Origin of the sequence: Paenibacillus sp. NPDC101420 (assembly GCF_050277435.1) — a bacterium.
Lineage (GTDB): Bacteria > Bacillota > Bacilli > Paenibacillales > Paenibacillaceae > Paenibacillus_AQ.
Genome location: NZ_JBNNSE010000002.1, coordinates 687,434 through 709,060, shown reverse-complemented (window position 1 = coordinate 709,060; position 21,627 = coordinate 687,434). Strand labels below are relative to the sequence as shown.

Genomic DNA, 21,627 nt, shown 5'->3' with positions numbered 1-21,627 from the left:
TTTCGTATATTAATTTAGAGGAGCTTAGAGCCATCTCGAAAAACTTTTATGAGATACATTGATCTGATTTCGTTCGGCCCAAGCCTTTAACTGTTTCATCACTTCATCTTCATCTTTTTGTGACAGAAAATTAAAACATAATTTATAAGGAACAAATTTATTCACTTTAGGTCTAATCCCAACTACAGGACTAAAATATCCTTTTATATAAATATCATTAATCCGATCTGCTTCTATTCTTAGATCTTCTATTAATATAGATTCCGGTTGAATCTGAATTTCAACAACCCTTCTGATGGTAAATATTCTGTAGACTAACACAATTTCGACAATCAGACAAAAAATAGCCTGACCATAAAGTAAACAAGAAAGCACTAAATCGTCGCTAGCTGTATAGCGATGGTTCAGGTTATAAATTTGAAATAATTGAATACCCAATAGCACACTGATGCTTATCAGCAGTGGTATTAACGACGGACGCCTTACTCTATAAACCCCTATATGATCCATGTGCCCCTCCTTTTCTCACGTCCATATAGATTACCATATGTTATAAAAAATGGATATTACACTTTTCTTCACTTCACAGGAATCTCAATCACTTTATTGTATGCCTTCAAATAGTGTATTCCTTCTATTAGTAGTGACTCAGGCTCTGCTTGTGTATCAAATAATAAAGTTCGTTCTTTCATTAGTTTACCGTCCACTTGCTTTGTCTCTTTTTGATTGATCGTTGTTTTTAAAGGTGTACTCTCGTTGTTCGTCTCTATAGACACACCATCCAGCATTACATCATCGTCAGAAGCGATTGTTATTTCGATGCCTTGGGAGGTTTTGGAGACATCTTTTAACCATAATTCTTTATCACCCAACATCAATGGCTTATCACTAGGGGAAGTCAGGGAATACTTTGCGTCCAGCTTTTGATATCCAGGAAACTCTTTAACGACTAGCTGCATGAAATGTAGCTCCTTAGGCAATGTGTCGAAGCGAATATCAAATGTTCTTCCACCTAATGAGGTTTGATTACCACTACCCAGGATCTCAACAGGTGTTCCATCGACAATTAATTGTATCCCATGTAATCCAAGCTTCACTCGATCAAAATTATCGACATCCAGCTTCCCTTTTACTACAGTCATCGTTGGTGTAGCTGTGATTGATTTGAAGGTAATCGTACCTTTGTCGACTTTAATCTTTTTATTGATCGATTGTTTAATCTGAGTTTCCATGGCCTCATTAGGGTTATAAGGGAACGTAACTGTTCCTTCGCTCATCTGGCCGTTCTCTACTAGCTGCTGCCAAAAGTGTAACGTTAGTTTTTTTGAAAATGGATTTACGCTGTCAAACGACATCTGACCTTTAATCTCCTTATGACCTTCATTGATTAATGATGTACCACTTACTACGTTAGAATCGGTTAAAAAACCACTTATTTTTGAGGGTCTAAAAGTGTCTACAGACATATCCTCTAGTCCATTTGGGTTAGTTAAGGTGTAATACATAATGAATTGATTGGCGTCCGCCATAATTCCGTTAATGGTAAGAGTTGTTCCGTCTAGTAACGTAGTTTTCTTGTTGATGTTTTGTCCCAACCCTTTTTCATTTAGCTGTTGTAAAGTTGTGCCATTAAGCAATTCATCAAAGCCAAAAAGCTGTTTTCCAAAATAAGCAAAAGCATTGTAGTTTTGTCCAGAGATCACTGTCACCAATAAAACAACCGCCGCAACCTTCCAAATCGGTGCTATTCTTTTCGTTCTTTTTGCGGGAGCCGAATTCAAAGCCTTTCTTAATCTCATTTCTAATTCTTCAGGTGCGGTAATGGACGCTATGCGTGTCTTTTCATCAGCTAATTGTTGCTCGACATTATTGTTCATCAACATCACCTCTGTACTGATTTTTGAGCGTTTGTAATCCATGGTAAATTCTTGATTTAACCGTTCCTATCGAAACCTTTGTGATGTCAGCTATTGTTTGATAATCGAGATCATGAAAATACTTTAATTGAATCGCTTCTCTCTGATGTTCATTTACTTGTAACAACAAGGTCTCCATATCCATTTGCTGCTCACTTCTGCGATAAGGATCATTACTACTCACTACTTGGCCTATTTCCCTATCGTCAACCTTACTCCAATCCTCTAACAGCACCAGCTTGCCGCGCTTATGAAGGAGTCGTTTACAGCCATTCACCAAAATCGTCTTACTCCAGCTATAAAATGCTTCCTCTTTCTTTAGTTGACCGATCTTTTCATAAAGTGTGACGATCATTTCGTCCATGGCATCCATGGCATCATGCGCATTCCCCATATAGCTGAACGCTAGCCTATAATAAACGTCTTTTTCAGACATGATTAAGTGGAGCAATGCTTCTTTATTCCCCTTTTTGGCTTTTTTCACCCAACGAGCAACATCCATGCCTTCACCTCTCTCCCCTATAAGAGTTAGGAGTAACTTAAAAAGTTCATTTCCCATAAAATAATTTTTATATACTATGTATGGTTTCATTCACCTAAATGTAATATTAAGGAAAATAAGTCTCTTCTATACCCCAATCTAGTTGATTTTAAACACTTCAAGTAATAGAATGAACTAATCTAAAAGAAAAGGATGGGCATAAGAGATGCCGTTTAAAGAACCTCGTACACTCAGTAAAAGATCCCTATTTTTTTTCTCTCTCATTATGCTAGTTAAAAGTTATTTTGCTTGGTATTTTCTCTTTGAAGACGGGCCTACGTGGACCACATGGCTTAAAGAAATCCCTTTTGTGCTTCTAGTCTTTTGCTTGATTGAATGGTTCGCAACGAAACGAAAAATTGCCATCTACATGCTGGTCAATGTGTTGATCACTACGCTATTTTTCTCACTCATTGTATATCATAATCATTTTGGCATCATTGCTACTTCGCAAGTATTAGATCAGGTCAAACAAGTAGGAGCCGTTAAGAAAAGTATTTTCTCGGTCCTTCGTCCGCAATATATGCTTATTTTCGTGGATATCATTGTCATTGGTTTGATCATGTTTAGAAAACAAAAGGCACTTAACTGGAAAAAAGCTATGTCGCGTAAAAGTAACCGGAAAGCGGTTGCGATCTTGTTCTGTATTTCCATCGTCATTTGTGCAATGAATATTTTTCCAAACCGAGCCAGTATGAACGAAACTGTTAAAGCCGAGCAAATGGGCATTCTCAATTATGAAGCTTACTCTCTATTAGCCAATCAAGAAGAAGAACAAATCGACGTCGCCAAGATTACACAAGCTGCGATTAACGAGACCAAAGGAATTCAAGCAACCTCAAATCCGGTTCAATTTGGAGCCGCCAAAGGAAAGAACCTGGTCATTCTTCAGATGGAGTCTTTCCAGAACTTCTTAATCAACCTTAAGATTGATGGAGTAGAAATTACGCCGAATATGAATAAGCTTGCGGCTAGCAGTTATTACTTTCCGCGTTTCTACCAGCAGGTTGGACAAGGAAATACTTCTGACGCCGAATTCATTGTAAATACTTCTTTCTATGTTCCACCCGATGGTCCAGCCACTCAAATGTATGCGCCAAAAGAGCTTCCAAGCTTACCTAAGCTGCTTCAAGCGCAAGGTTATGATACGGCAACATTCCATACCAATGAAGTCGACTTTTGGAACCGTGGCGAGCTTTATACTGCCTTAGGATTTAATCGATATTACGATAAGGAATATTATGGTGAAGAGGACACGGTATTTTACGGAGCTTCTGATGAGGTGTTGTATGAGAAAACAGCTGCAGAGCTAGCAAGGATGGATCAGAAGGATCAGCCTTTCTACTCCCATGTTATTTCGATGTCAGCACATAATCCGTTCTCGATCCCTGAGGATAAATACAAAATGGCCCTTCCAGAACGATTCGAAGGAACATTAGTCGGAGATTATATTCGTGCTCAAAATTATGCTGACTATGCACTGGGACTTTTTATTGATGAGCTCAAACAAAATGGGGTATGGGATAACAGCTTGATTGCATTGTACGGAGATCACCGCGGACTTCCTATCTTCTCACTAAAAGAGGACGATCACGTCTTATTACAGGAAATCCTTGGTCATGAATATACGGAACGCGAATTAATTAATATTCCATTGATCCTATCAGCGACAGGGATTACAACGCCAAGTGTAAAAGAACAGTTGGGCGGTCAAGTGGATATTTTGCCTACTGTATCTAATTTATTGGGTGTTTCTCTTGCGGATCATATTCATTTCGGACAAGATTTATTGAATCAATCGACTTATAACCTACTTCCTCAGCGCTATTATTTGCCTACAGGATCGTTCGTAAATAATGAAGAGCTCTTCCTATCTGGCAGTGGCTTCGAGGATGGTCAGCATTATACCTTATCTGGCGATGGTAACCACACGCAACAAACGACCGAGGATGAGTTCGATCGTGCTTTAGAGCTTCTCCATCTATCAGATAGTTATGTAACACAGTTACCGGATAGAGTAATTGAGGAAAAATAAGCTTATATATATCAAAAACACTGCACTCACCAAATCGGCGAATGCAGTGTTTTTCTATAGTCATTTACTTATTCTTTTACGACCAGTTTTAGAGGTGCGGCAATCAGTTTCTCAACCGTCTTGCCATCTAATACGTCTTTCGCTGCTTGAATCGCTAACTGCCCAATTAATGCAGGCTGCTGAGCAACGGTTCCTGTGAGTTTACCCGCCTCAATGGATTTAAGTGCATCTTCATTTCCATCAAAACCGATGACAGGAATATTCTTACCTGAACTCTGAATCGCTTCTATAGCACCAAGAGCCATTTCATCATTATGAGCGAAAACCGCTTGTACATCTGGATTTCCTTGGAGAAGGTTCTCCATAACGGTCAACCCTTTCGTACGGTCAAAATCAGCAGTTTGCTTCGCAATCACCTCAAGCTGCGTGTCGGCAATTTCATGGAATCCTTTCCCGCGTTCACGGGTAGCTGATGCTCCCGGTGATCCTTCTAGTTCTATAACCTTTGCACCTTTTCCAAGTTGCTCTACAATATATTCAGCTGCCATTGATCCACCTTTTGCATTATCAGAGGCAACAAGGGCTTTAATGTCTCCCTTATCTGCAGAACGGTCCAAAGTAACGACTGGAATATCTAGACTGTTAGCTGTCTGAACAACCGTCGAGATCGCTGAAGAGTCTACTGGATTGATTAACAGCGCATTTACACCTTTTTGCATTAAATCTTCAACGTCATTACTTTGCTTGGCTGAATCATTCTGCGCATCGATAACGAGAACCTCCATACCAAGCTTCTTAGCTTCTGCCAAAACTCCATCTTTAACAGATACAAAGAACGGATTGTTCAAGGTAGATATGGATAATCCAATCTTCATATTCCCTGGGCCCCCGCCGCTGTTCGGCTTTGCCCACTCTGGAGGCTCTAAGGAACAGCCCGTCATAAGAATCAAGAGTAAGGAAGTAAAAATTAATGTGAGCTTTTTCATGTGGAATCCCCCTTATACGGCTTTCTTACGGTCTATGAGTACAGCAATCGCAATAACGATCCCTTTAACTACCATTTGGTAAAATGATGATACGCCGAGCAAGTTCAAGCCATTGTTCAGAATCCCGATAATAAGAGCACCAATTAATGTGCCTACGATACGTCCACGGCCACCTGTTAAGCTCGTCCCCCCTAATACTACTGCCGCGATCGCATCCAACTCATAGGATGTACCTGCTGTTGGTTGCGCTGAGTTCAATCTAGAGGTCAAGATGGCACCAGCCAATGCTGATAACATACCCGTTAAGGAATAGATCATTATTTTGATGCGGTCTACTTTGATCCCTGAAATAATGGAAGCTTTCTCATTCCCCCCAATAGCATACGTTTTACGGCCAAATGGCGTTTTATGCAGTACAATCCACAACACAGCGAATACGATAATCATCGTGATAGCAGGTACAGGTATTCCTAGTAAATATCCACGGCCAAACAATTGGAACGTCATGCTGTCACCAAGACCTGTGATCGGATTACCGTCCGTGTATACAAGCGTTAATCCGCGGAAAATAGTCATGGTCGCCAGTGTAGCAATAAAAGGCGCCATTCTGCCTTTCGTAATCATCAGTCCGTTGACCATCCCCATCAGTCCACCCGCTAAACAACCCACAACAATAGCTAAGATTGGATCCCAGCCTGACAACATCAAGTTGGCTGTGAAGGCACTGGATAAAGCTAGAATAGACCCTACTGATAAATCGATACCACCCGTTAGAATAACAAAGGTCATCCCAAAAGCGATAAGCGCATTAATTGCGACTTGTCTAAGCAAGTTCAGTATATTAAGGGGTTCCATAAAGCTTGGATTCAGCACGGTTACGATAATAATTAGAATGATTAGCCCTAGTAATGGCCCTAATTTCTGCGTGATTTGCCCAATTTGGAAACCTTTCTTTACACTCTCATCTTTGATAGTAGTCATTACTATTGCCCCCCTGTAGCTAACGTCATGATTTTTTCTTGCGTAGCTTCTTGTTGTGAAAGTTCTCCACTGATTTCCCCTTCATGAACAACTACGATGCGGTCACTCATCCCTAAGACTTCAGGAAGTTCTGAGGATACCATAATAATGGCGACACCTCGTTCAGTTAATTCGTTCATAAGCTGATAAATTTCCCGTTTTGCCCCAACATCGACGCCGCGTGTAGGCTCATCAAGGATAAGAACACTGAGGCCAATACCAATCCATTTGGCGATAACTACTTTTTGTTGATTACCCCCAGATAAATTCCGGACCAAAGTGGATGATGATTGTGTCTTAATGTGTAGCCGTTTAATAAGCATGTCCACGAATTCTTGTTCCTTCTTAGCATTAATTACACCCTTAGGGGCAAAGTCGTATAAATTCGTCAGTACCATATTATCTCGAATAGAGAAATCTAGGATTAACCCCTCATCTTTACGGTCTTCTGTAACAAAGCCGATTCCAGCTTGCATAGCGTCATTGGGATTCCGAATGGTAATCTTCTGTCCCTTCACCCAAATCTCACCTTGGTCTAATGATTCTAATCCAAATAAGGTTCTCATCATCTCTGTACGTCCAGATCCCATTAATCCAGAGAATCCTATGATTTCGCCAGCTCGCACAGAGAAATTAGCATTTTTAAATTGCCCTTTCTTTGAAGCATTCTTAACTTCAAGAACCACTTCTCCGGGTTTAGAAGTCCGCTCAGGGAACCGGTCCGTTAATTCACGACCTACCATCTTCCGAACTACATCGTCAAAATTAGTTTCAGGAATGGGCTTCGTGTCTACGGTTTTCCCGTCTCGCATCACGGTGATTCGATCACATATCGTAAAAATTTCTTCCATCCGATGCGAAATATAGACGATAGAGACGCCTTCTTTCTTTAGCGAGGCAATGACTTCAAATAGTTTCTGTATTTCTCTCTCGGTTAATGCAGCGGTAGGTTCGTCCATAACAATAACTTTCGCATGAGTCATAAGCGCTTTAGCGATCTCAATCATCTGTTTTTCACCTACTGAACATTCCCCCGCCTCTTGGTTCAAAGGAATGGTCACAGAGAGCTTAGCAAACTGTTCATTTGCTAACGCTTTCATCTCTTTCCTATTTAACAGGCCAAATTTGGATGTTCGTTCCTTGCCAATAAACAGATTATCCAGAACCGTCATATCTGGCCATACATTCAGCTCCTGATGGATAAATGCGATTCCATATTGTTCTGCCTCTTTGGGATTCGTAAAGTATTTCTCCTGATCATCTATACGAATGGTCCCTTGGTCACGTTGGTGCAGACCGATCAGAATATTCATCAGCGTAGACTTACCTGCACCATTCTCACCCATCAGGGCATGAACTTCACCATCCTTAAGTTCAAAATCCACACCGGTCAATACACGGTTAGCGCCAAAAGACTTATGAATATCTTTCATCGTAATGTGCATACACTTAGAACCCCCTTTTTATCCAAAATAGACCCCAGCTTGTAAAATACAATTTGCATATGGCTTTGCTTCACCCGTGCGAATAATAACCTTAGCCTGCTGGGTCAGCTGCTTAAATTGCTCATGTGAATACGCCTCTATCGGTATTCCCTTAAATTTATTATTCAAGTATTGAGAGGTGACTTTATTATCAGTCTCTAATTCCTCTGCAACGATCACCTTTTCGATGACCATATCCTCTGAAATCATATCAACGATATCTTGGAAGCTAGGGACCCCTAGTTTAACCGCCAAATCAATCTTCGGAATACCCGGTGGAACAGGAAGCCCAACATCTGCGATGACAATCGTATCGGTGTGACCTAAGTCCGCAAGCACTTTAGAAATATGACTATTTAATACTCCGTGTTTTTTCATAATTACAGATTCGCCTCCACCTCTGCTCTTGTTGGCATACCACCTTGAGCACCAAATTTAGTAACGGATAAAGATGCTGCTCGATTGGCAAACTTTACACTATCCAGAATGGAGCTGCCTTCAGCTAAAGCAACTGCAAATGCCGCATTAAAAGTATCTCCAGCTCCGGTCGTATCTATAGCGTTCACTTTGTAAGTAGGAACCAGAATTTCTTGTTCTCCATCGTAAAATCGTACGCCATTGCTTCCTTCTGTTATAAACAGCTTGTTGGGATACTTCCGTAAAGCATCTGTAGTACTCATCCCAGGGAATAAAATCGTACATTCATGTTCGTTCGGTGTCAGATAGGCGGCATTTTCTATAATCGTGTCACTGATGGGACGAGCAGGAGCTGGATTAAGCAGCATAGGTACATTGAATTTATGGCAAAGCTCACTTACATAAGACACCGTTTCTTCGGGTATCTCTTGTTGGATTAGCACCATATCAGACCCTTTTATAGCATCCATTGCTCGCTCAACCAACTCAGGAGTGACTAAATCATTAGCTCCTTTTACAACGATAATGCTGTTATCACCTTCTGCTAAAATGATGTGAGCTGTCCCGCTTTCGATATGTGTAACCGGTTCCACATTGGTTGTAAGAACCCGATTTCTCTTAAGATTCTCCATGATCTCCGTACCATAGAAATCTTCACCTACACAACCAACCATCATAACTTCTGCCCCTAAACGCGAAGCAGCTACGGCCTGATTCGCTCCCTTGCCTCCTGGAACGGTAGCGAAGCTCTCTCCAAGAACAGTTTCTCCTGCGTGAGGTCGCTTAGATGAGGTTACCACCAAATCCATTGAACAACTTCCAATTACACAAATCTTAGCCATGTCCATCAACCTTTCTTATGTTGTCATCTATTCTTTTCTTCTTGTTGTTTCCCGCTCCACAAAGCTAACGGGTAATTGAATGATTTTATCTTCTACTTTATCTTGCTCAATTAACTTAATAAGTAAACCAGCTGCTTCACGGCCCATGTCATGTGCAGGCTGACGGATAGTGGATAACGAAGGCGACAACAGGCTGCTGAGTGGGATATCATCGAATCCAATGATTTGGAGATCCTGTGGCACTCTTTTACCTAAGCGATGTGCTTCATGAATAACAGCTGTCGCCACGATATCATTACTGGCAATTACACCATCTGTATCTATATATTTATCAAACAACTCTACAGCCCATTGTTCCGCTTCCGTGTGGGAGAAGGATGAAGTCTGGATCACTTGATAAGTGATTCCCATTTCATCAAGTACTTCAATCGCACCTTGAAATCGATCTTGCGCCGGTTTAATATGCGCCGGTCCTTGCATAACTGTAATTTTGGTGCTTCCCCGTGCAATGATTTCTTGAGCAGCAAGGCGTCCGCCTTTTCTGCCATCTGCATATACGGAGGGACTGTCATTAGAAGTACGGTCAAGAAATACAACCGGAATTTTCAAATTAGAATAAATATCTTTCTCGGGAAAATTGGTTGATGAGATCATGCCAATGACATTATTTTGGATAAAGGTTTGAATATAATCCAATTCCTTTTCCTCATTCTCATCACTATTACCAAAGATTATTCGATAACCATGCTCCTGCATCCGATCTTCTATCCCACGTGCTAATTGCGGGAAGAATGGGTTCGTAATGTCAGGCAATAGAAGTCCTATTAATTTGGATTTCCGTTTATACAATGACCTTGCAACCTCATTAGGGGTATAATTCATTTCTTTGATAGCTGCCTCAACTTTTTTTCGAGTATCGATATTCACATAACCAGATTCATTTAACACCCTAGAAACGGTTGCTACCGACACTCCAGCTATTTTTGCAACATCTTTAATCGTCATCATGATTCATTTCATCCCCCAATGTGTAACCGGTTACATGTATTACATTAATTAGATTATCATAAAACCGTTTTCATTACAAATCTTTTTTCGTTCCAATATATAACAAAAGATATCGATTGAACTCGATATCCTTAGTGAGGCTAATAAACCAGTTCACAATCATGGTGTTCCCAAACATCAAATAAATTACCATCCAGATCTTCAAATACAAAAAACTTACCATACTCACCTTCGTCACTAATGTTTCCGACTTTCACATCTTCACAACTCAAATTGTTATGTAGTGATACGACATCATTAGTAAAGAAAGTGATCACCCATCTTTTCTTATTGCTTACCTCGAACACCGCTCTTGAATCATGATCACTTTGTGTTAAACATAGGATCGGTCTATTCTCCCTAAATAAGCTTAGGTTGCCTTCTCTTCGATCCCTAATATTAAAACCAAAATGTTTCACAAACCAAGCTGCAGATTTCTCCAAGTCTTTAACTGGGATCACATTATATGCAATACCTAAAATTCTTCCAACCTCCATCGAATACCTCCTTGACCTTAGACTTTTGTCTACTAAAGATCTCTAAAGACTTTTATCAGCAAATCGATTTAATAGTTTGATTGTATTAAAATGCATCCCTTCATGGTAAAGCGTGAAATTTATGAATTCTCCGATTGTATTTAAGGTTAATCCACTTCCGGTTGTAAGCGGTGTTGCTTGCTCACTTAAGCGATTGTGCATTGCTTCCTGAATACGTTTGGGTTGCTCCGAAAGCATCTTAATTAACACTTCAAGTGTTGGTGGTTTCTCGCTCCACTCTGCAGGTTTAGTACCTTTTGCAAATAATCGTTCAAAGCTTTCCGGCAATTGCATAAGCTCCCTAGCGGAATGAAAAGCGAACTTCTCTTGCACCAAATAAATATGTCCCAAGTTCCATCTAATGTTGTTATTAAGGCCCTGTGGAATGATATCTAGTAGTTCCTCGGAAAGTTCTTCAACTGCACGAACAGTAACACTACGTACAAATTCAATTTGTTTGAACACGATTTGCTCCATCATAGCCCCTCCTATTTTTTATCCATAGTTTACCATGCACGACAACCGAATCCCAGCAGTTAGTACGAATTGTAAAATATCCCTTTACAAAAGAAAACGAATGGTTTATTTTAACATTAAGTAATTATTAAATATTACTCGTATTATCCCAACATTTAAATTCTATAGCAATAAATATCGGAGGTTATGATGGAAGATAACATGAAAGATACCTTACTATCGAACATAAAATTTGCGTACAACGAAGCTTTGGAATTCATTGTTTCTATGGGAATGATTGCTTGTGAAGAGCAGTTGCTTAAGGCAGCAGAGGATTACAAACTTGAAATGGACCCACAAGTGTTGTCTTATCATAAAGATGCACGAGCACGGTTGTCACCTCACTCCTACCGAGAACTTCAGTTTTTTTTCCAGTACAACTTTTTTCATAAAGCACTCGATTTTGCTTTCTATGAATCCATTTGCACCTGTCCAGAAGCACAAACAGCTGAAGCATGGATAAATCGACTGGAAAAGAGTCCTGCAGAAAAGGTAGTCGCTGAAATGGTATATGGTGTGTATTACGATAAATTAGATGAGTTGCTAGAAGGAAACGATTGGGAAATCGTCAAGAAGGATACCCGCTTAATGGCTGAGCTTGTGGCAAGAACAAAACCACAGCTGGATGTGATTGAAGCGCAGGGGCCATTACTAGAGTGTCTTGCTTATCCCGAAGAAACTAAGCTACGTTATATGCAGCTTTTAAACCAGTTCTACAAGGATGTCTTTTCACTTTGGAAAGAGGAGTTAAAAAGGGAGTCTGAACAAGCCTCTCAGCGTTATGAAGGTTTGTTCCTAGCGAATCCTGAAAGATTCATTCGTGATATCAACAAAAATGAACCTGCAGTTTATGATGTTCCCACTACTTTTCATGTCAGCTTCTTCTCACAAGTTGGCAATCATGTTCTCTTCTTTTACGCAGGAAGTTCCCGTATCGCATGGGTTATATTCGGCATTTTTAATGACCATGTATTCGGACCGGCTGCTGATCGAGAGAAAACCGAACTTTTTTTAAAAGCATTCTCGGATAAACGACGTTTAGACTTCTTGCTGCTCTTAAGGAATCGCCCTCACTATGGACAAGAAATTGCATCAGCACTTGGCATAACGCCCGCGGCAGTAACTTATCATGCCAACTTCCTATTCTTTTTAGACCTTATCGAACTAAAAAGAACCGACCATCGATTATATTACCATCTTCGAATGGATAAATTGAGAGAATTACTTGCCGTCACCACAAAAGTAATGCTCGATGAGGAACCTCCTATCTTTTAAGTGAACCACAGCAATTAAAACCATAGTGGGGAGGGTCTAAATTGAATGGATCTACAAACATAGAAGCAGACTCGATCAAAAAATCCAAAGTAGTTTCTAACACTTTTATGCGTTTACTGAAACTTGGAAAACCCTATTTAGGCTGGTACCTCATATTATGTCTCTTAGCTGCCGTCGTTTCCCTTGCAACAGTTGGGATAGCCGAATCTTTACGACGTATAATCAACGCTGCTACGAATCAGAACATGTCCTTTTTAATGTCTGGTGCTATCTTTGCTCTAATAATCGTTATTGTAGATGCTTTAGCCAGCTTCTTATTGACTTACTTATCAGGTGTGCTTGAATTCAAGTCGACCTCCAAGCTTCAGGTATCACTGCTAGCTAGATTATTAAACGTACAGATGAAAGATTTGGATCGTTATCATTCTGGTGATCTCATTAGTCGTATCAATGATTCTGCCCCAGCTGCTCAGCAAGGTATCAATCAGAAGACCATTGAACTATTCAGTAATCTGATGCAAATTACATTTCTCCTAACTTATCTGCTCTCACTCCAATATGTCTTAACGCTCGGAACTATATTGATTTGCTCGCTTGTTCCACTTGTGATGATTCCCTTCACTTCCCGCCTACGTTCCATGCACGAGCAAAGACAGCAAATTGAAACCGCTCAACAAATGTTTATTCAAGATACGGTACAGGGTGCTGAGGTTGTGCGTGCCTTCTCCCTTGCACCTAAGCTGCATAATCAATTTACACAACGTGTTAGGCAATATTTCAACATTCATTTACCTGTCACACGCTTAGAAGCTGTGGGCTATAATATGCCCTTTGCCGTTATTCTTAGTGGATTGCTATATGTTCTCTCCTACGGCGGATATCTAGTTATCCAAGGGAGATTGGATGTGGGAGCAGTGGCGGCATTTCTGATTTGTTTCGAGCAAATTACAAACCCTGTATCAAAGCTGGCTAATCTATGGACAGAATTACAAGCCTCGCTGGCGCAAGGTAAACGATTGTTTGAAGTCATTGATTTACCAGAAGAAGACGCAAGCCGTGAATGTAATCAGGAAGATTCTCATAAAGAAATGCCGATGAATAACAACCAAGCAATTAGTGGCTTGTACCCTATCACCTTTGAGAATGTAGGTTTTCATTATGGTAATCATCAAGTATTAACTAACGTTAATCTAACCATAGAACCAGGTAAAGTAACTGCGTTTGCCGGTCCTAGTGGCAGTGGAAAAAGCACCCTCCTTCAATTAATACTCGCAACCTATGAACCTAATGAAGGGGTCATCCAATCTGGTAAGTTGCCGTTAAGCAGCATTCCCCCTCGGTCTTGGCGTAATCATTTGGCTTATGTTTCTCAAGAGCCTTATCTGTTCACTGGAACTCTATATGAAAATATTGCATGGGGAAGACCTGACGCAACCTATGAAGAAATTATTAAAGCAGCAAAAAGTGCGGGGATACATGAATTTATTATGAGAACCCCCCTTCAATATCAGACTTCCATTGGGGAACGGGGCCATACCTTATCTGGCGGTGAAAGGCAGCGGCTATCTATTGCCAGAGCGTTTGTCCGAGCGCCTAAGCTTCTCCTTCTTGATGAACCCACAGCTGCACTTGATAGCCATAATGAGGAGATTGTCGGCCAGGCCCTGCAAGAACTCATGCATGATCGTACAACGGTTGTTATCGCACATAGATTATCTACCATCAGAAATGCAGATCACATTTATTATATGGAAGCGGGTTCTATTGTTGAAGCTGGGACTCATCTGGAGTTAATGACTTTACAAGGACGGTATTACAATATGGTTGAGACCTCAATGAAGAAGGCTGATATTTCTGCTCTGGTCAGGGAGGTAGAGATATGAATGAGATGGAATCCAAGAATCTTAAACTGGGGTATGCTCTGCGTAGATTAATCTCTTACGCTAGCCCTTATCGAATTGGATTTATTGTGGCTGTACTCCTGCTCTCTGCTAAACTCGTAATGGACATAGGATTTGCAGCCATTCAGCAAGTATTTATTGATACGATCAACAACGCCAATATGGATGCATTAACACGTATAACTGTAATCTGTGCCATTGCATGTGTCATCATTATCTGCTGTCTTATGGTGCAGCATTACTTCCGTTTTGTTATGCAAAGTCGGATGGCTTGGGATATTCGTGCGAAGCTGTTTGACAAAAGTCACCGACTTCCATTTCGTTACCTTCAGTCCTTGCATTCAGGTGATTTGACTTCGCGTAACACTAAGGATGCAGGGATGGCCATGGGGATGATAAACAGCATCGTATACGATCTAGGCTATAATCTACTTCTCTGTTTCATTTCCTTTCTATATTTGGCTAAAATGGATGTCTGGATCGCCCTGTTAGCTCTTGGATCAGGCCCCCTTGTTTTTCTTTCCGGACGTTTCTTTGATCGCAGATTACGAAAATTATCTACTCAAATATATGCAAAAGAGGCGGAATTGCGAGGAATCTTACAAGAAACGCTTCAAGGAATGAAGGTCGTCAGAGCCTTTTCGCTTGAAGAAACTCTCTTAAATAAATATGCGTTAGAACGTGAGAAGTTAAGAAGAATGCAGCTGCGAAAATCGCTTCTAAATGGTCTCTTATGGCAATCTTCTGCCTTTATCAACAATCTCGTAATGGTGACATGCGCCGCTTTAATTGCGTTATCAGCTCTAAGTGGCGGAACATCAGCAGGTGAAGTACTCGCTTTTATTATTTTGATGGGTAGGGTTCAATGGCCTTTTGTCCATATGTCTCAAACATGGGGAGGTGTCCAGGAGGCTTTAGGTGCAGCTGACCGCGTATTCGCTATACTTGATGCACCTGATGAAGGAGCTACTCATCCTTTGCCAGAATCCAGCTCATCAACATTTGCTTCCGTAGAGGTAGCTGCATTACAAATAGAGGATGTCCACTACAACTATTCGGGTAAACCGGATAATGAAGCCTCCCTATTTACAGGGCTTAATATTCATATACAACATGGAGAAACTATCGCGGTAGTCGGGCCAAGCGGGTCAGGGAAGACGACGCTCGTTCGATTATGTAATGGACTTTATGAGCCTACTTCAGGAAGCATCACGGTTTATGGAAAGTCTGTACATGATCAGCTTGAAGAAGCACGAGCAATGATTACTTATGTTCCCCAAACCCCTTATTTGTTCTCAGGAACTATACGAGATAATATCGCCTTCAGTACTAATACAGCTAGCGAAGAGGATATTCGAGAAGCCGCTCGGCTCGCAGGTGCAGAAGAGTTTATTACGAAGATGCCCCATGGTTATGACACTATTCTAGGTGAACATGGATCGACTTTATCTGGTGGACAAAGACAACGCATAGCCATTGCCAGAGCTTTTCTTCGTGATGCTCCACTCCTTCTTCTAGATGAAGCAACTTCCGCACTCGATAACGAATCTGAGCGAATGATTCAGCAATCGCTTGATTTGTTAATGAAGAATCGAACCACATTGGTTATTGCACACAGACTATCCACCATACGTGAAGCATCTAGAATTATCGTGTTAAATCAGGGTTCGATTGTTGAGGAAGGTACACATGATTCCTTATTAGAAATGAATGGGCTATACTCACAATTATATAACATTCAATTTAAATCTTCTGAAGCAGAAGACATTAGTGCACCTGAGTTGCTTCAATTACATTCCAACCTTTGATCTCAGTTCAATGCATACATCGTAATTCATAAGTTATTTTAATTAAGGTGTATGCGTTGGAACCGAGTATAAATTATCCGCTTCTTTTAATTTTTTCATGACGAGCTTAATAAATGACTGGATATAGCTTTCTTGAAGCTCTTTCTTTCTGTGGCTCATCCATATCGAATGCTTAGAGACTACATTTTCCACTTCGACCTTGGCTAACATACCCTGATCAAGATAAGGCTTTGCTAACAACGCAGATACAAAACTAATCCCATAACCGGCAATCACGGCTTGAATAACCTCATTTACTCCATTAAATTGCAGTTCGATCTTCGGTTGTTGTACCTTTCTTTCTTCACATAATTGTACAATTCTCTCTCTGGCTGCACTACCTTCCTCCCTCATAATAAATGCCTCAGCCATCACTTCCTCAAAGCTAACCTCCTGCTTGGCTAAAGAATGATTTGAAGAAACTACGAACACATACTCGTCCTTGTACAACTCCCGATGTTCGAACACCCCTGTATGATGAGAAGGAAACGCCATATCACTATAAATCGCCACGTCTGCTTCAAAGTTATTTAATTGTTCCATGACTTCATGAGAATTAGCAGTAGAGATCTGAATTTTAACCTCCGGAAAAGATTGTTTGTATAATGATGCCCACCGGGGGATGAGTATGCTTGTGGCCAGGTAATTACCTGCAATCCGAATATGGCCCGCAGGAAATTTATGATAATCCTCAATAATCTGCTGTACCTGTTCACCCATAGCAAATAACTTTTCAAGTGGTTCGATCAGTTTTCTCCCAATCGGTGTTAGCACCATTCTCTTTCCTATGACCTCTAATAATACGATATTATTCTCCCGTTCAAATTTGCGGATCTGCGCTGATATAGCGGGTTGACTAATGTGCAAACGTTCGGAGGCTTTGGTCACACTCCCTGTTATCGCAACATAATAAAACAATTTTAATACATGATAGTTCATCCTGATTTCTTCCTAACTATATAAAATAAATTCATTGTTTAACGGACCTTCGGCTTTCTTACTATAACTATACATTATGGATATTAACTATTATATATTGTTTATTTATAATTATTTATCTTATACTTACAACTATTCAAAAGGGAGGTTTCATTAATGAAGGAGACAGTATTATTTCTAACCCGTCACGGGCAGACCGAATGGAATTTGCAGAAAAGAATGCAAGGACATCAAAATTCAGCGTTAACAACCTTGGGTGAACAGCAAGCGGAATGGTTGAGAGAACGTTTGGAAGGTGAGAATTTAGGAGCCATTTATTCTAGTACTAGTCCAAGAGCATTGCATACTGCGCAGATTTTACGAGGAAATCGGAGTTTACCGATTCAACAGCAAGCTTCATTAATGGAAATTAACATGGGCATTTGGGAAGGAATGAATACAGATCAGATTGAACAAGAATATCCTTTACAGTACACCCATTTTTTCACCAGACCTGATCTTTTTATTCCTCTAGCCCCAGGTGAGACCTATAGTCAGCTTGAACAAAGAGTAACGCCGACTATTGAGCGTATCATTAACGATAATGAAGGACATACGGTACTTATTGTCACGCATCGGATGACCCTGAAAGTCATTATGGCTCATTTTCTCAATAAATCATTGCAGGAATTAGGGGAACTACCGGATATTCTCTCTACAGCATTGTGTAAAGTAACCCTAACTGACAACAATACAACTATCGATCTGTACGGCGATACTTCACATTATCAATGAATCCTTCTCAAAATTAAAAAAGGAAACTCCGATTTAAATGGGGTTCCCTTTTTAGACTTCAATTTTAAATTTCCACACTTTTGATTGTAAAGCTGCGGACCTTCATCCATTTTCCTGAAATAAATTCGTCAATTGTTTTCGTCTTCGGTCTAACACAAAAACGATGCTTGCTCCCTTTATCAAAACCAACTGCTTCAAAAATCAGGCCGTCACCTATTTGCTCCTTAAAGAACACTTGCTTAAGTCCCAATCTATTTAACATTTCAAGCTTTACACTTTCGATATATGTGCGTGAATACTCCTTAGACATATGTGTTCCTCCTAGTAGTGGTAGTAATATTATAAGTTCAATATTAAGAAAATCAACCGAAGATCACATAATCACAAAAAGAAAAAAGCCAACCCATAGTCTATGGATTGGCTTCTACTGTATAAGTTGATTACGAAATTATTTAACTTCTGTTGTTCCAGTCACTTTTCCATCAATAACAGCTGATGTTTTCAGATCTTCGCTCGCGAAGTAGAGGTTACCATCAATAGTGGCGGTTTCAGGCAGAGTAAAGCCTTTCGCTTCTACATAAACATCGCCTTTAATCGTTCCGCCTTCAACTTTCAAATTCTCACTTTGTACTGTAAACTTTGGTACGGTTAGTGTATAAGTAGCAGTGATCTTGTGATCAGCATCTTGCGAATAAAGGGCAATCTTACGGTAGATATCGCCATCTGCGGCTCCTTTATTACGGAATTCTCCAGCTACAACAACCTCATCAGGAATCGTTACATCATTTAGAATCGCAACAATCCAGTTTCCATCTTTGCTAACAGCCTTAGTAAATGCATCTGCTTGATTCACGATCGAAGCTGTAGTGACAGCATCTGTCTGCTCAGCAACCGGAGCTGAAGTTGCCGCCGAATTAGTTGCTTTATCCTCATTTGCTCCACAACCTGCCAATACTGCTACCGAAACCCCAGCCACTAAAATCATTTTAAATAGTCTCATTTTCGATTCCCCCTAATTTTGATTATGAATTAATTATATATTAAAATTCTTAATAATTAAGTGAATAATTTCACAAATTTGTGTCAGTATCTAAAGCGGTTTCACAGCGTACTCTCTTCCCGATTAAGATTTGTTCCCATGAGTCACGCCTCTTCTCGCTGACTGATTTAGGTTCTTACATCTATTTACCCAAATTATAAAAATGAACACAAGCATCATTTGCTTCTTGGTATAAAGTCAATCGTTGACTCTTCTCAAGTGTTAATGATAATATTTGGAAATAAATATCTCAGCAAGGGAGAAGTTTACTGGTGAAAAAGACTACAATGAAAGACATCGCGCTACAAGCTAATGTCTCCGTTGCGACTGTAAGCTATGTTCTGAACCGCGTCGATAACCAAACCATTCCTGAGAAGACCCGCAATCAAATTCTGTCACTTGCCGAAGAACTTCATTACATTCCTAATCTAGCAGCCCGTTCACTTGCCAATAAAAAAACGGGATTAGTAGGGATACTTGTCAATCATTCTGCTTATATGCCCCCTTGGAAACTCTATGACCAGTTCACCTTTATCCGTGCTTTGGAACAGCGTTTAACGGATGCCGGATATCATACGCTGTTATATTCTCTTGGTACTGACCATCCTTCTCTGAATATCATCGTCGAAAGAAAGCTCGAAGCCGTCTTTCTGATCGATGTACACGATGAATCCTTCTATTCGATTTCCAAACATTTTGTAGAAGGAATCCCTTTGATTTTGATCGACAGCATGATTGAAGATAAGCTGTTTAAGCAAGTTCTTTACAATTATCGTTCAGCTCTACAAAAGGTAATGCCGGAGGATCTTTCACAGGTTTGTTTAATTATGGAGAGCTTCAATAACTCCCTACTCACTAGCTTTATCCAAGACAATCTTCCTTTACCTGAGAAAGCAATATTCAAAGTTCAAAATATGGTGGAATTGAATACAATCTTATCGGAGGGGATTTACAAAGAGGCCATAGTTATTAATGAGTTTATCGGAAGTTGTGTTGAAAAATCCGGGGTATTCGCACGTCTTTCTGTTCTATGTACCTGTAATTGCCCAGAAATGCTTGGAGAAGACGTTCAGAAATTCATATTCACTGGGGATAAATCAGCCACTGCTTTTGAACTAATGGAGGAGTTATTACATCGTCCTGACTACTCCAAACAAGAGAATAATCGTTATTTTGTTGATTAATTTTTTTTCGATATTCACTTAATCGTTTAAGTCGAGAGGAGATTTTCCAATGACAGATCCTGTATTAGCAAAACATGCATCCACCACCGATCAATTCTATCCAACCCTTTGGGGAAACCGGAGATTTATGCTGCTACTTAGCTCGTATTCCATTTCTTTGTTTGGAAATACCTTTCACAGTATTGCTTTAAGTTTATGGGTACTTCAGACGACCGGAAGCGCTAAAATGATTGCCATTATTACGATAATCAATCTATTGCTCAGTTCTTTACTCGGATCGATAGGAGGCACACTCGCAGACAGGATCAATCGCAGAACCATTATGTTAATCACTGATTTGATAAGCTGCGGTCTAGCAGGTACGCTTGCTCTGGCCATTTCCATGTCTTCTACATCATTCATTATCGTGGCCATATTAACGGGACTTACGACAGTCTCAGCATTATTCCAATCCCCTGCGTATCAAGCTTCAATTACCACTGTAGTTGGAAAAGAACATGTACAAAAAGCAGTCGGGATTCTGAACCTGTCGGAGAACATCTGTCGGACGATTGGTTATTCGGCTGGAGGTATTTTTGTAGCAAGTTTTGGAGCGGCAGATGCCATATTATTTGATGGAGCTACATTTTTCGTTTCCTTTCTACTAGTTCTTGCTGTCCGCTCCCTTCCACTCCCAAACCGAGTGAATACCGGACCTAAAGAAGAAAGAAAATTCACACAGGATCTTGCGGATGGCGTTCGTTATATTTGGAGATACCCCTTCGCCCGAGCAATAATCATCATGCTTCCTACGCTCACTTTGTTCTTTATGCCTTCACTGATGCTAACGCAAGTTATGGCCGTCAAAGTATGGAATTCTAGTCCCTTTCAGTTTGGACTCATGGAAGCCTGTATTCCTCTAGGTTATATGATTGGTTCCAGCATGATCTTGTTTCTCGGCTCCAAATTAAAGAATCGCGGCTTCTTTATCATGACTGGACTGCTATGTCTGGGTCCCCTGTACCTCCTGCTATCGTTCGTCACTACTGCTGCCTTAGCCATTCCCATCATTCTTCTTATTGGCTTTATGTTCTCATTCTGTACATTGCTGATAAATACCATCCTCAGGTTGGAAGTTTCGGAGGATATACAAGGTAGAGTCTTCGGTGTACTTGGGTCCATTATGAGTGTAGCACCCTCACTTGGTCTTACAGCCGTTTCATTCCTGTCCGATCACTTCAGTCCAGCCCCTGTCATGGGTTCCATCGGAGTCCTGCTACTACTATTTGCTTTATTAACCTTGACCAAGTTAAAGGTGATTCGAAATTATAAGTAATTTTAGAACATAT

21 protein-coding genes are annotated in these 21,627 nt (G+C 40.4%); 7 read left to right on the top strand and 14 right to left on the bottom strand.

The features are described 5' to 3' along the window. Nucleotides 1–24 precede the first annotated feature (24 nt). The 3 genes from ACQKMP_RS12015 to ACQKMP_RS12005 form a co-directional block, all read right to left on the bottom strand. Nucleotides 25–510: a hypothetical protein gene (locus tag ACQKMP_RS12015; RefSeq protein ID WP_042129237.1), complete on the bottom strand. Its 486-nt coding sequence runs from the start codon at nt 508–510 to the stop codon at nt 25–27. 68 nt (nt 511–578) lie between these two features. Beyond that, complete coding sequence (locus ACQKMP_RS12010; RefSeq protein WP_427469436.1) at nt 579–1,877, bottom strand: DUF4179 domain-containing protein; 1,299 nt, start codon at nt 1,875–1,877, stop codon at nt 579–581. Further along, entirely contained in the window at nt 1,867–2,418 is a 552-nt protein-coding gene (locus tag ACQKMP_RS12005) for a sigma-70 family RNA polymerase sigma factor (protein WP_149646933.1), read from the bottom strand. Before ACQKMP_RS12005 ends, ACQKMP_RS12010 begins: the two co-directional genes overlap by 11 nt. A gap of 205 nt (nt 2,419–2,623) precedes the next feature. Here ACQKMP_RS12005 and ACQKMP_RS12000 point away from each other — a divergent pair, with 205 nt between their 5' ends. Beyond that, entirely contained in the window at nt 2,624–4,492 is a 1,869-nt protein-coding gene (locus ACQKMP_RS12000; RefSeq protein WP_427469435.1) for an LTA synthase family protein, read from the top strand. 68 nt (nt 4,493–4,560) lie between these two features. Here ACQKMP_RS12000 and rbsB read toward each other — a convergent pair whose 3' ends face one another. The 8 genes from rbsB to ACQKMP_RS11960 all read right to left on the bottom strand — a co-directional run bounded on the left by rbsB (nt 4,561) and on the right by ACQKMP_RS11960 (nt 11,304). Continuing rightward, nucleotides 4,561–5,478 carry a ribose ABC transporter substrate-binding protein RbsB gene (gene rbsB, locus ACQKMP_RS11995; RefSeq protein ID WP_427469434.1) on the bottom strand — a complete coding sequence of 306 codons (918 nt, stop codon included), beginning with the start codon at nt 5,476–5,478 and terminating at the stop codon, nt 4,561–4,563. Nucleotides 5,479–5,490: 12 nt separating this feature from the next. After that, nucleotides 5,491–6,459 carry an ABC transporter permease subunit gene (locus ACQKMP_RS11990; RefSeq protein ID WP_042189841.1) on the bottom strand — a complete coding sequence of 323 codons (969 nt, stop codon included), beginning with the start codon at nt 6,457–6,459 and terminating at the stop codon, nt 5,491–5,493. Nucleotides 6,460–6,461: 2 nt separating this feature from the next. Next, nucleotides 6,462–7,943, bottom strand: a complete 1,482-nt coding sequence (locus ACQKMP_RS11985) for a sugar ABC transporter ATP-binding protein (RefSeq protein ID WP_076286606.1) — start codon at nt 7,941–7,943, stop codon at nt 6,462–6,464. Between the two features lie 18 nt (nt 7,944–7,961). After that, the gene (gene rbsD, locus ACQKMP_RS11980; RefSeq protein ID WP_042189845.1) at nt 7,962–8,360 is read right to left on the bottom strand and encodes a D-ribose pyranase; all 399 of its coding nucleotides are present in this window, start codon (nt 8,358–8,360) and stop codon (nt 7,962–7,964) included. Nucleotides 8,361–8,362: 2 nt separating this feature from the next. Next, nucleotides 8,363–9,241: a ribokinase gene (rbsK, locus tag ACQKMP_RS11975; RefSeq protein WP_427469433.1), complete on the bottom strand. Its 879-nt coding sequence runs from the start codon at nt 9,239–9,241 to the stop codon at nt 8,363–8,365. Nucleotides 9,242–9,268: 27 nt separating this feature from the next. Then, the gene (locus tag ACQKMP_RS11970; protein ID WP_042189849.1) at nt 9,269–10,249 is read right to left on the bottom strand and encodes a LacI family DNA-binding transcriptional regulator; all 981 of its coding nucleotides are present in this window, start codon (nt 10,247–10,249) and stop codon (nt 9,269–9,271) included. Between the two features lie 140 nt (nt 10,250–10,389). Continuing rightward, complete coding sequence (locus ACQKMP_RS11965) at nt 10,390–10,785, bottom strand: VOC family protein (protein WP_427469432.1); 396 nt, start codon at nt 10,783–10,785, stop codon at nt 10,390–10,392. A 42-nt stretch (nt 10,786–10,827) separates the two neighbouring features. Continuing rightward, nucleotides 10,828–11,304: a DinB family protein gene (locus tag ACQKMP_RS11960; RefSeq protein WP_231573313.1), complete on the bottom strand. Its 477-nt coding sequence runs from the start codon at nt 11,302–11,304 to the stop codon at nt 10,828–10,830. Nucleotides 11,305–11,487: 183 nt separating this feature from the next. Between ACQKMP_RS11960 and ACQKMP_RS11955 the strand changes: the two genes are divergently transcribed. Genes ACQKMP_RS11955 through ACQKMP_RS11945 form a run of 3 tightly spaced genes read left to right on the top strand, consistent with a single transcriptional unit; the run spans nt 11,488 to nt 16,324 of the window. Beyond that, nucleotides 11,488–12,615 (top strand): helix-turn-helix domain-containing protein, encoded by a 1,128-nt coding sequence (locus tag ACQKMP_RS11955; RefSeq protein WP_427469431.1) that lies wholly within the window; start codon nt 11,488–11,490, stop codon nt 12,613–12,615. 41 nt (nt 12,616–12,656) lie between these two features. Beyond that, nucleotides 12,657–14,498, top strand: coding sequence for an ABC transporter ATP-binding protein (locus ACQKMP_RS11950; RefSeq protein WP_427469430.1), 1,842 nt, complete (start codon nt 12,657–12,659; stop codon nt 14,496–14,498). Then, entirely contained in the window at nt 14,495–16,324 is a 1,830-nt protein-coding gene (locus ACQKMP_RS11945) for an ABC transporter ATP-binding protein (protein ID WP_339242461.1), read from the top strand. The genes ACQKMP_RS11950 and ACQKMP_RS11945 overlap by 4 nt, the downstream gene beginning before the upstream one ends. 42 nt (nt 16,325–16,366) lie before the next feature. Here the strand turns inward: ACQKMP_RS11945 and ACQKMP_RS11940 are convergent, their stop codons facing one another. Beyond that, a complete protein-coding gene (locus ACQKMP_RS11940) occupies nt 16,367–17,302 on the bottom strand; it encodes a LysR family transcriptional regulator (RefSeq protein WP_427469429.1) in 936 nt (311 codons plus the stop codon). A gap of 156 nt (nt 17,303–17,458) precedes the next feature. On the opposite strand from ACQKMP_RS11940, the gene ACQKMP_RS11935 reads away from it, so the two are divergent. Further along, entirely contained in the window at nt 17,459–18,076 is a 618-nt protein-coding gene (locus ACQKMP_RS11935; RefSeq protein ID WP_427469428.1) for a histidine phosphatase family protein, read from the top strand. A 64-nt stretch (nt 18,077–18,140) separates the two neighbouring features. Here ACQKMP_RS11935 and ACQKMP_RS11930 read toward each other — a convergent pair whose 3' ends face one another. After that, complete coding sequence (locus ACQKMP_RS11930) at nt 18,141–18,386, bottom strand: hypothetical protein (RefSeq protein WP_042189863.1); 246 nt, start codon at nt 18,384–18,386, stop codon at nt 18,141–18,143. Nucleotides 18,387–18,524: 138 nt separating this feature from the next. Further along, nucleotides 18,525–19,076: a polymer-forming cytoskeletal protein gene (locus tag ACQKMP_RS11925; protein WP_427469427.1), complete on the bottom strand. Its 552-nt coding sequence runs from the start codon at nt 19,074–19,076 to the stop codon at nt 18,525–18,527. 311 nt (nt 19,077–19,387) lie between these two features. On the opposite strand from ACQKMP_RS11925, the gene ACQKMP_RS11920 reads away from it, so the two are divergent. Together ACQKMP_RS11920 and ACQKMP_RS11915 are read left to right on the top strand one after the other, a co-directional pair. After that, nucleotides 19,388–20,299, top strand: a complete 912-nt coding sequence (locus ACQKMP_RS11920) for a LacI family DNA-binding transcriptional regulator (RefSeq protein WP_427469426.1) — start codon at nt 19,388–19,390, stop codon at nt 20,297–20,299. 49 nt (nt 20,300–20,348) lie between these two features. After that, the gene (locus tag ACQKMP_RS11915) at nt 20,349–21,614 is read left to right on the top strand and encodes an MFS transporter (RefSeq protein WP_427469425.1); all 1,266 of its coding nucleotides are present in this window, start codon (nt 20,349–20,351) and stop codon (nt 21,612–21,614) included. Nucleotides 21,615–21,627: the final 13 nt, after the last annotated feature.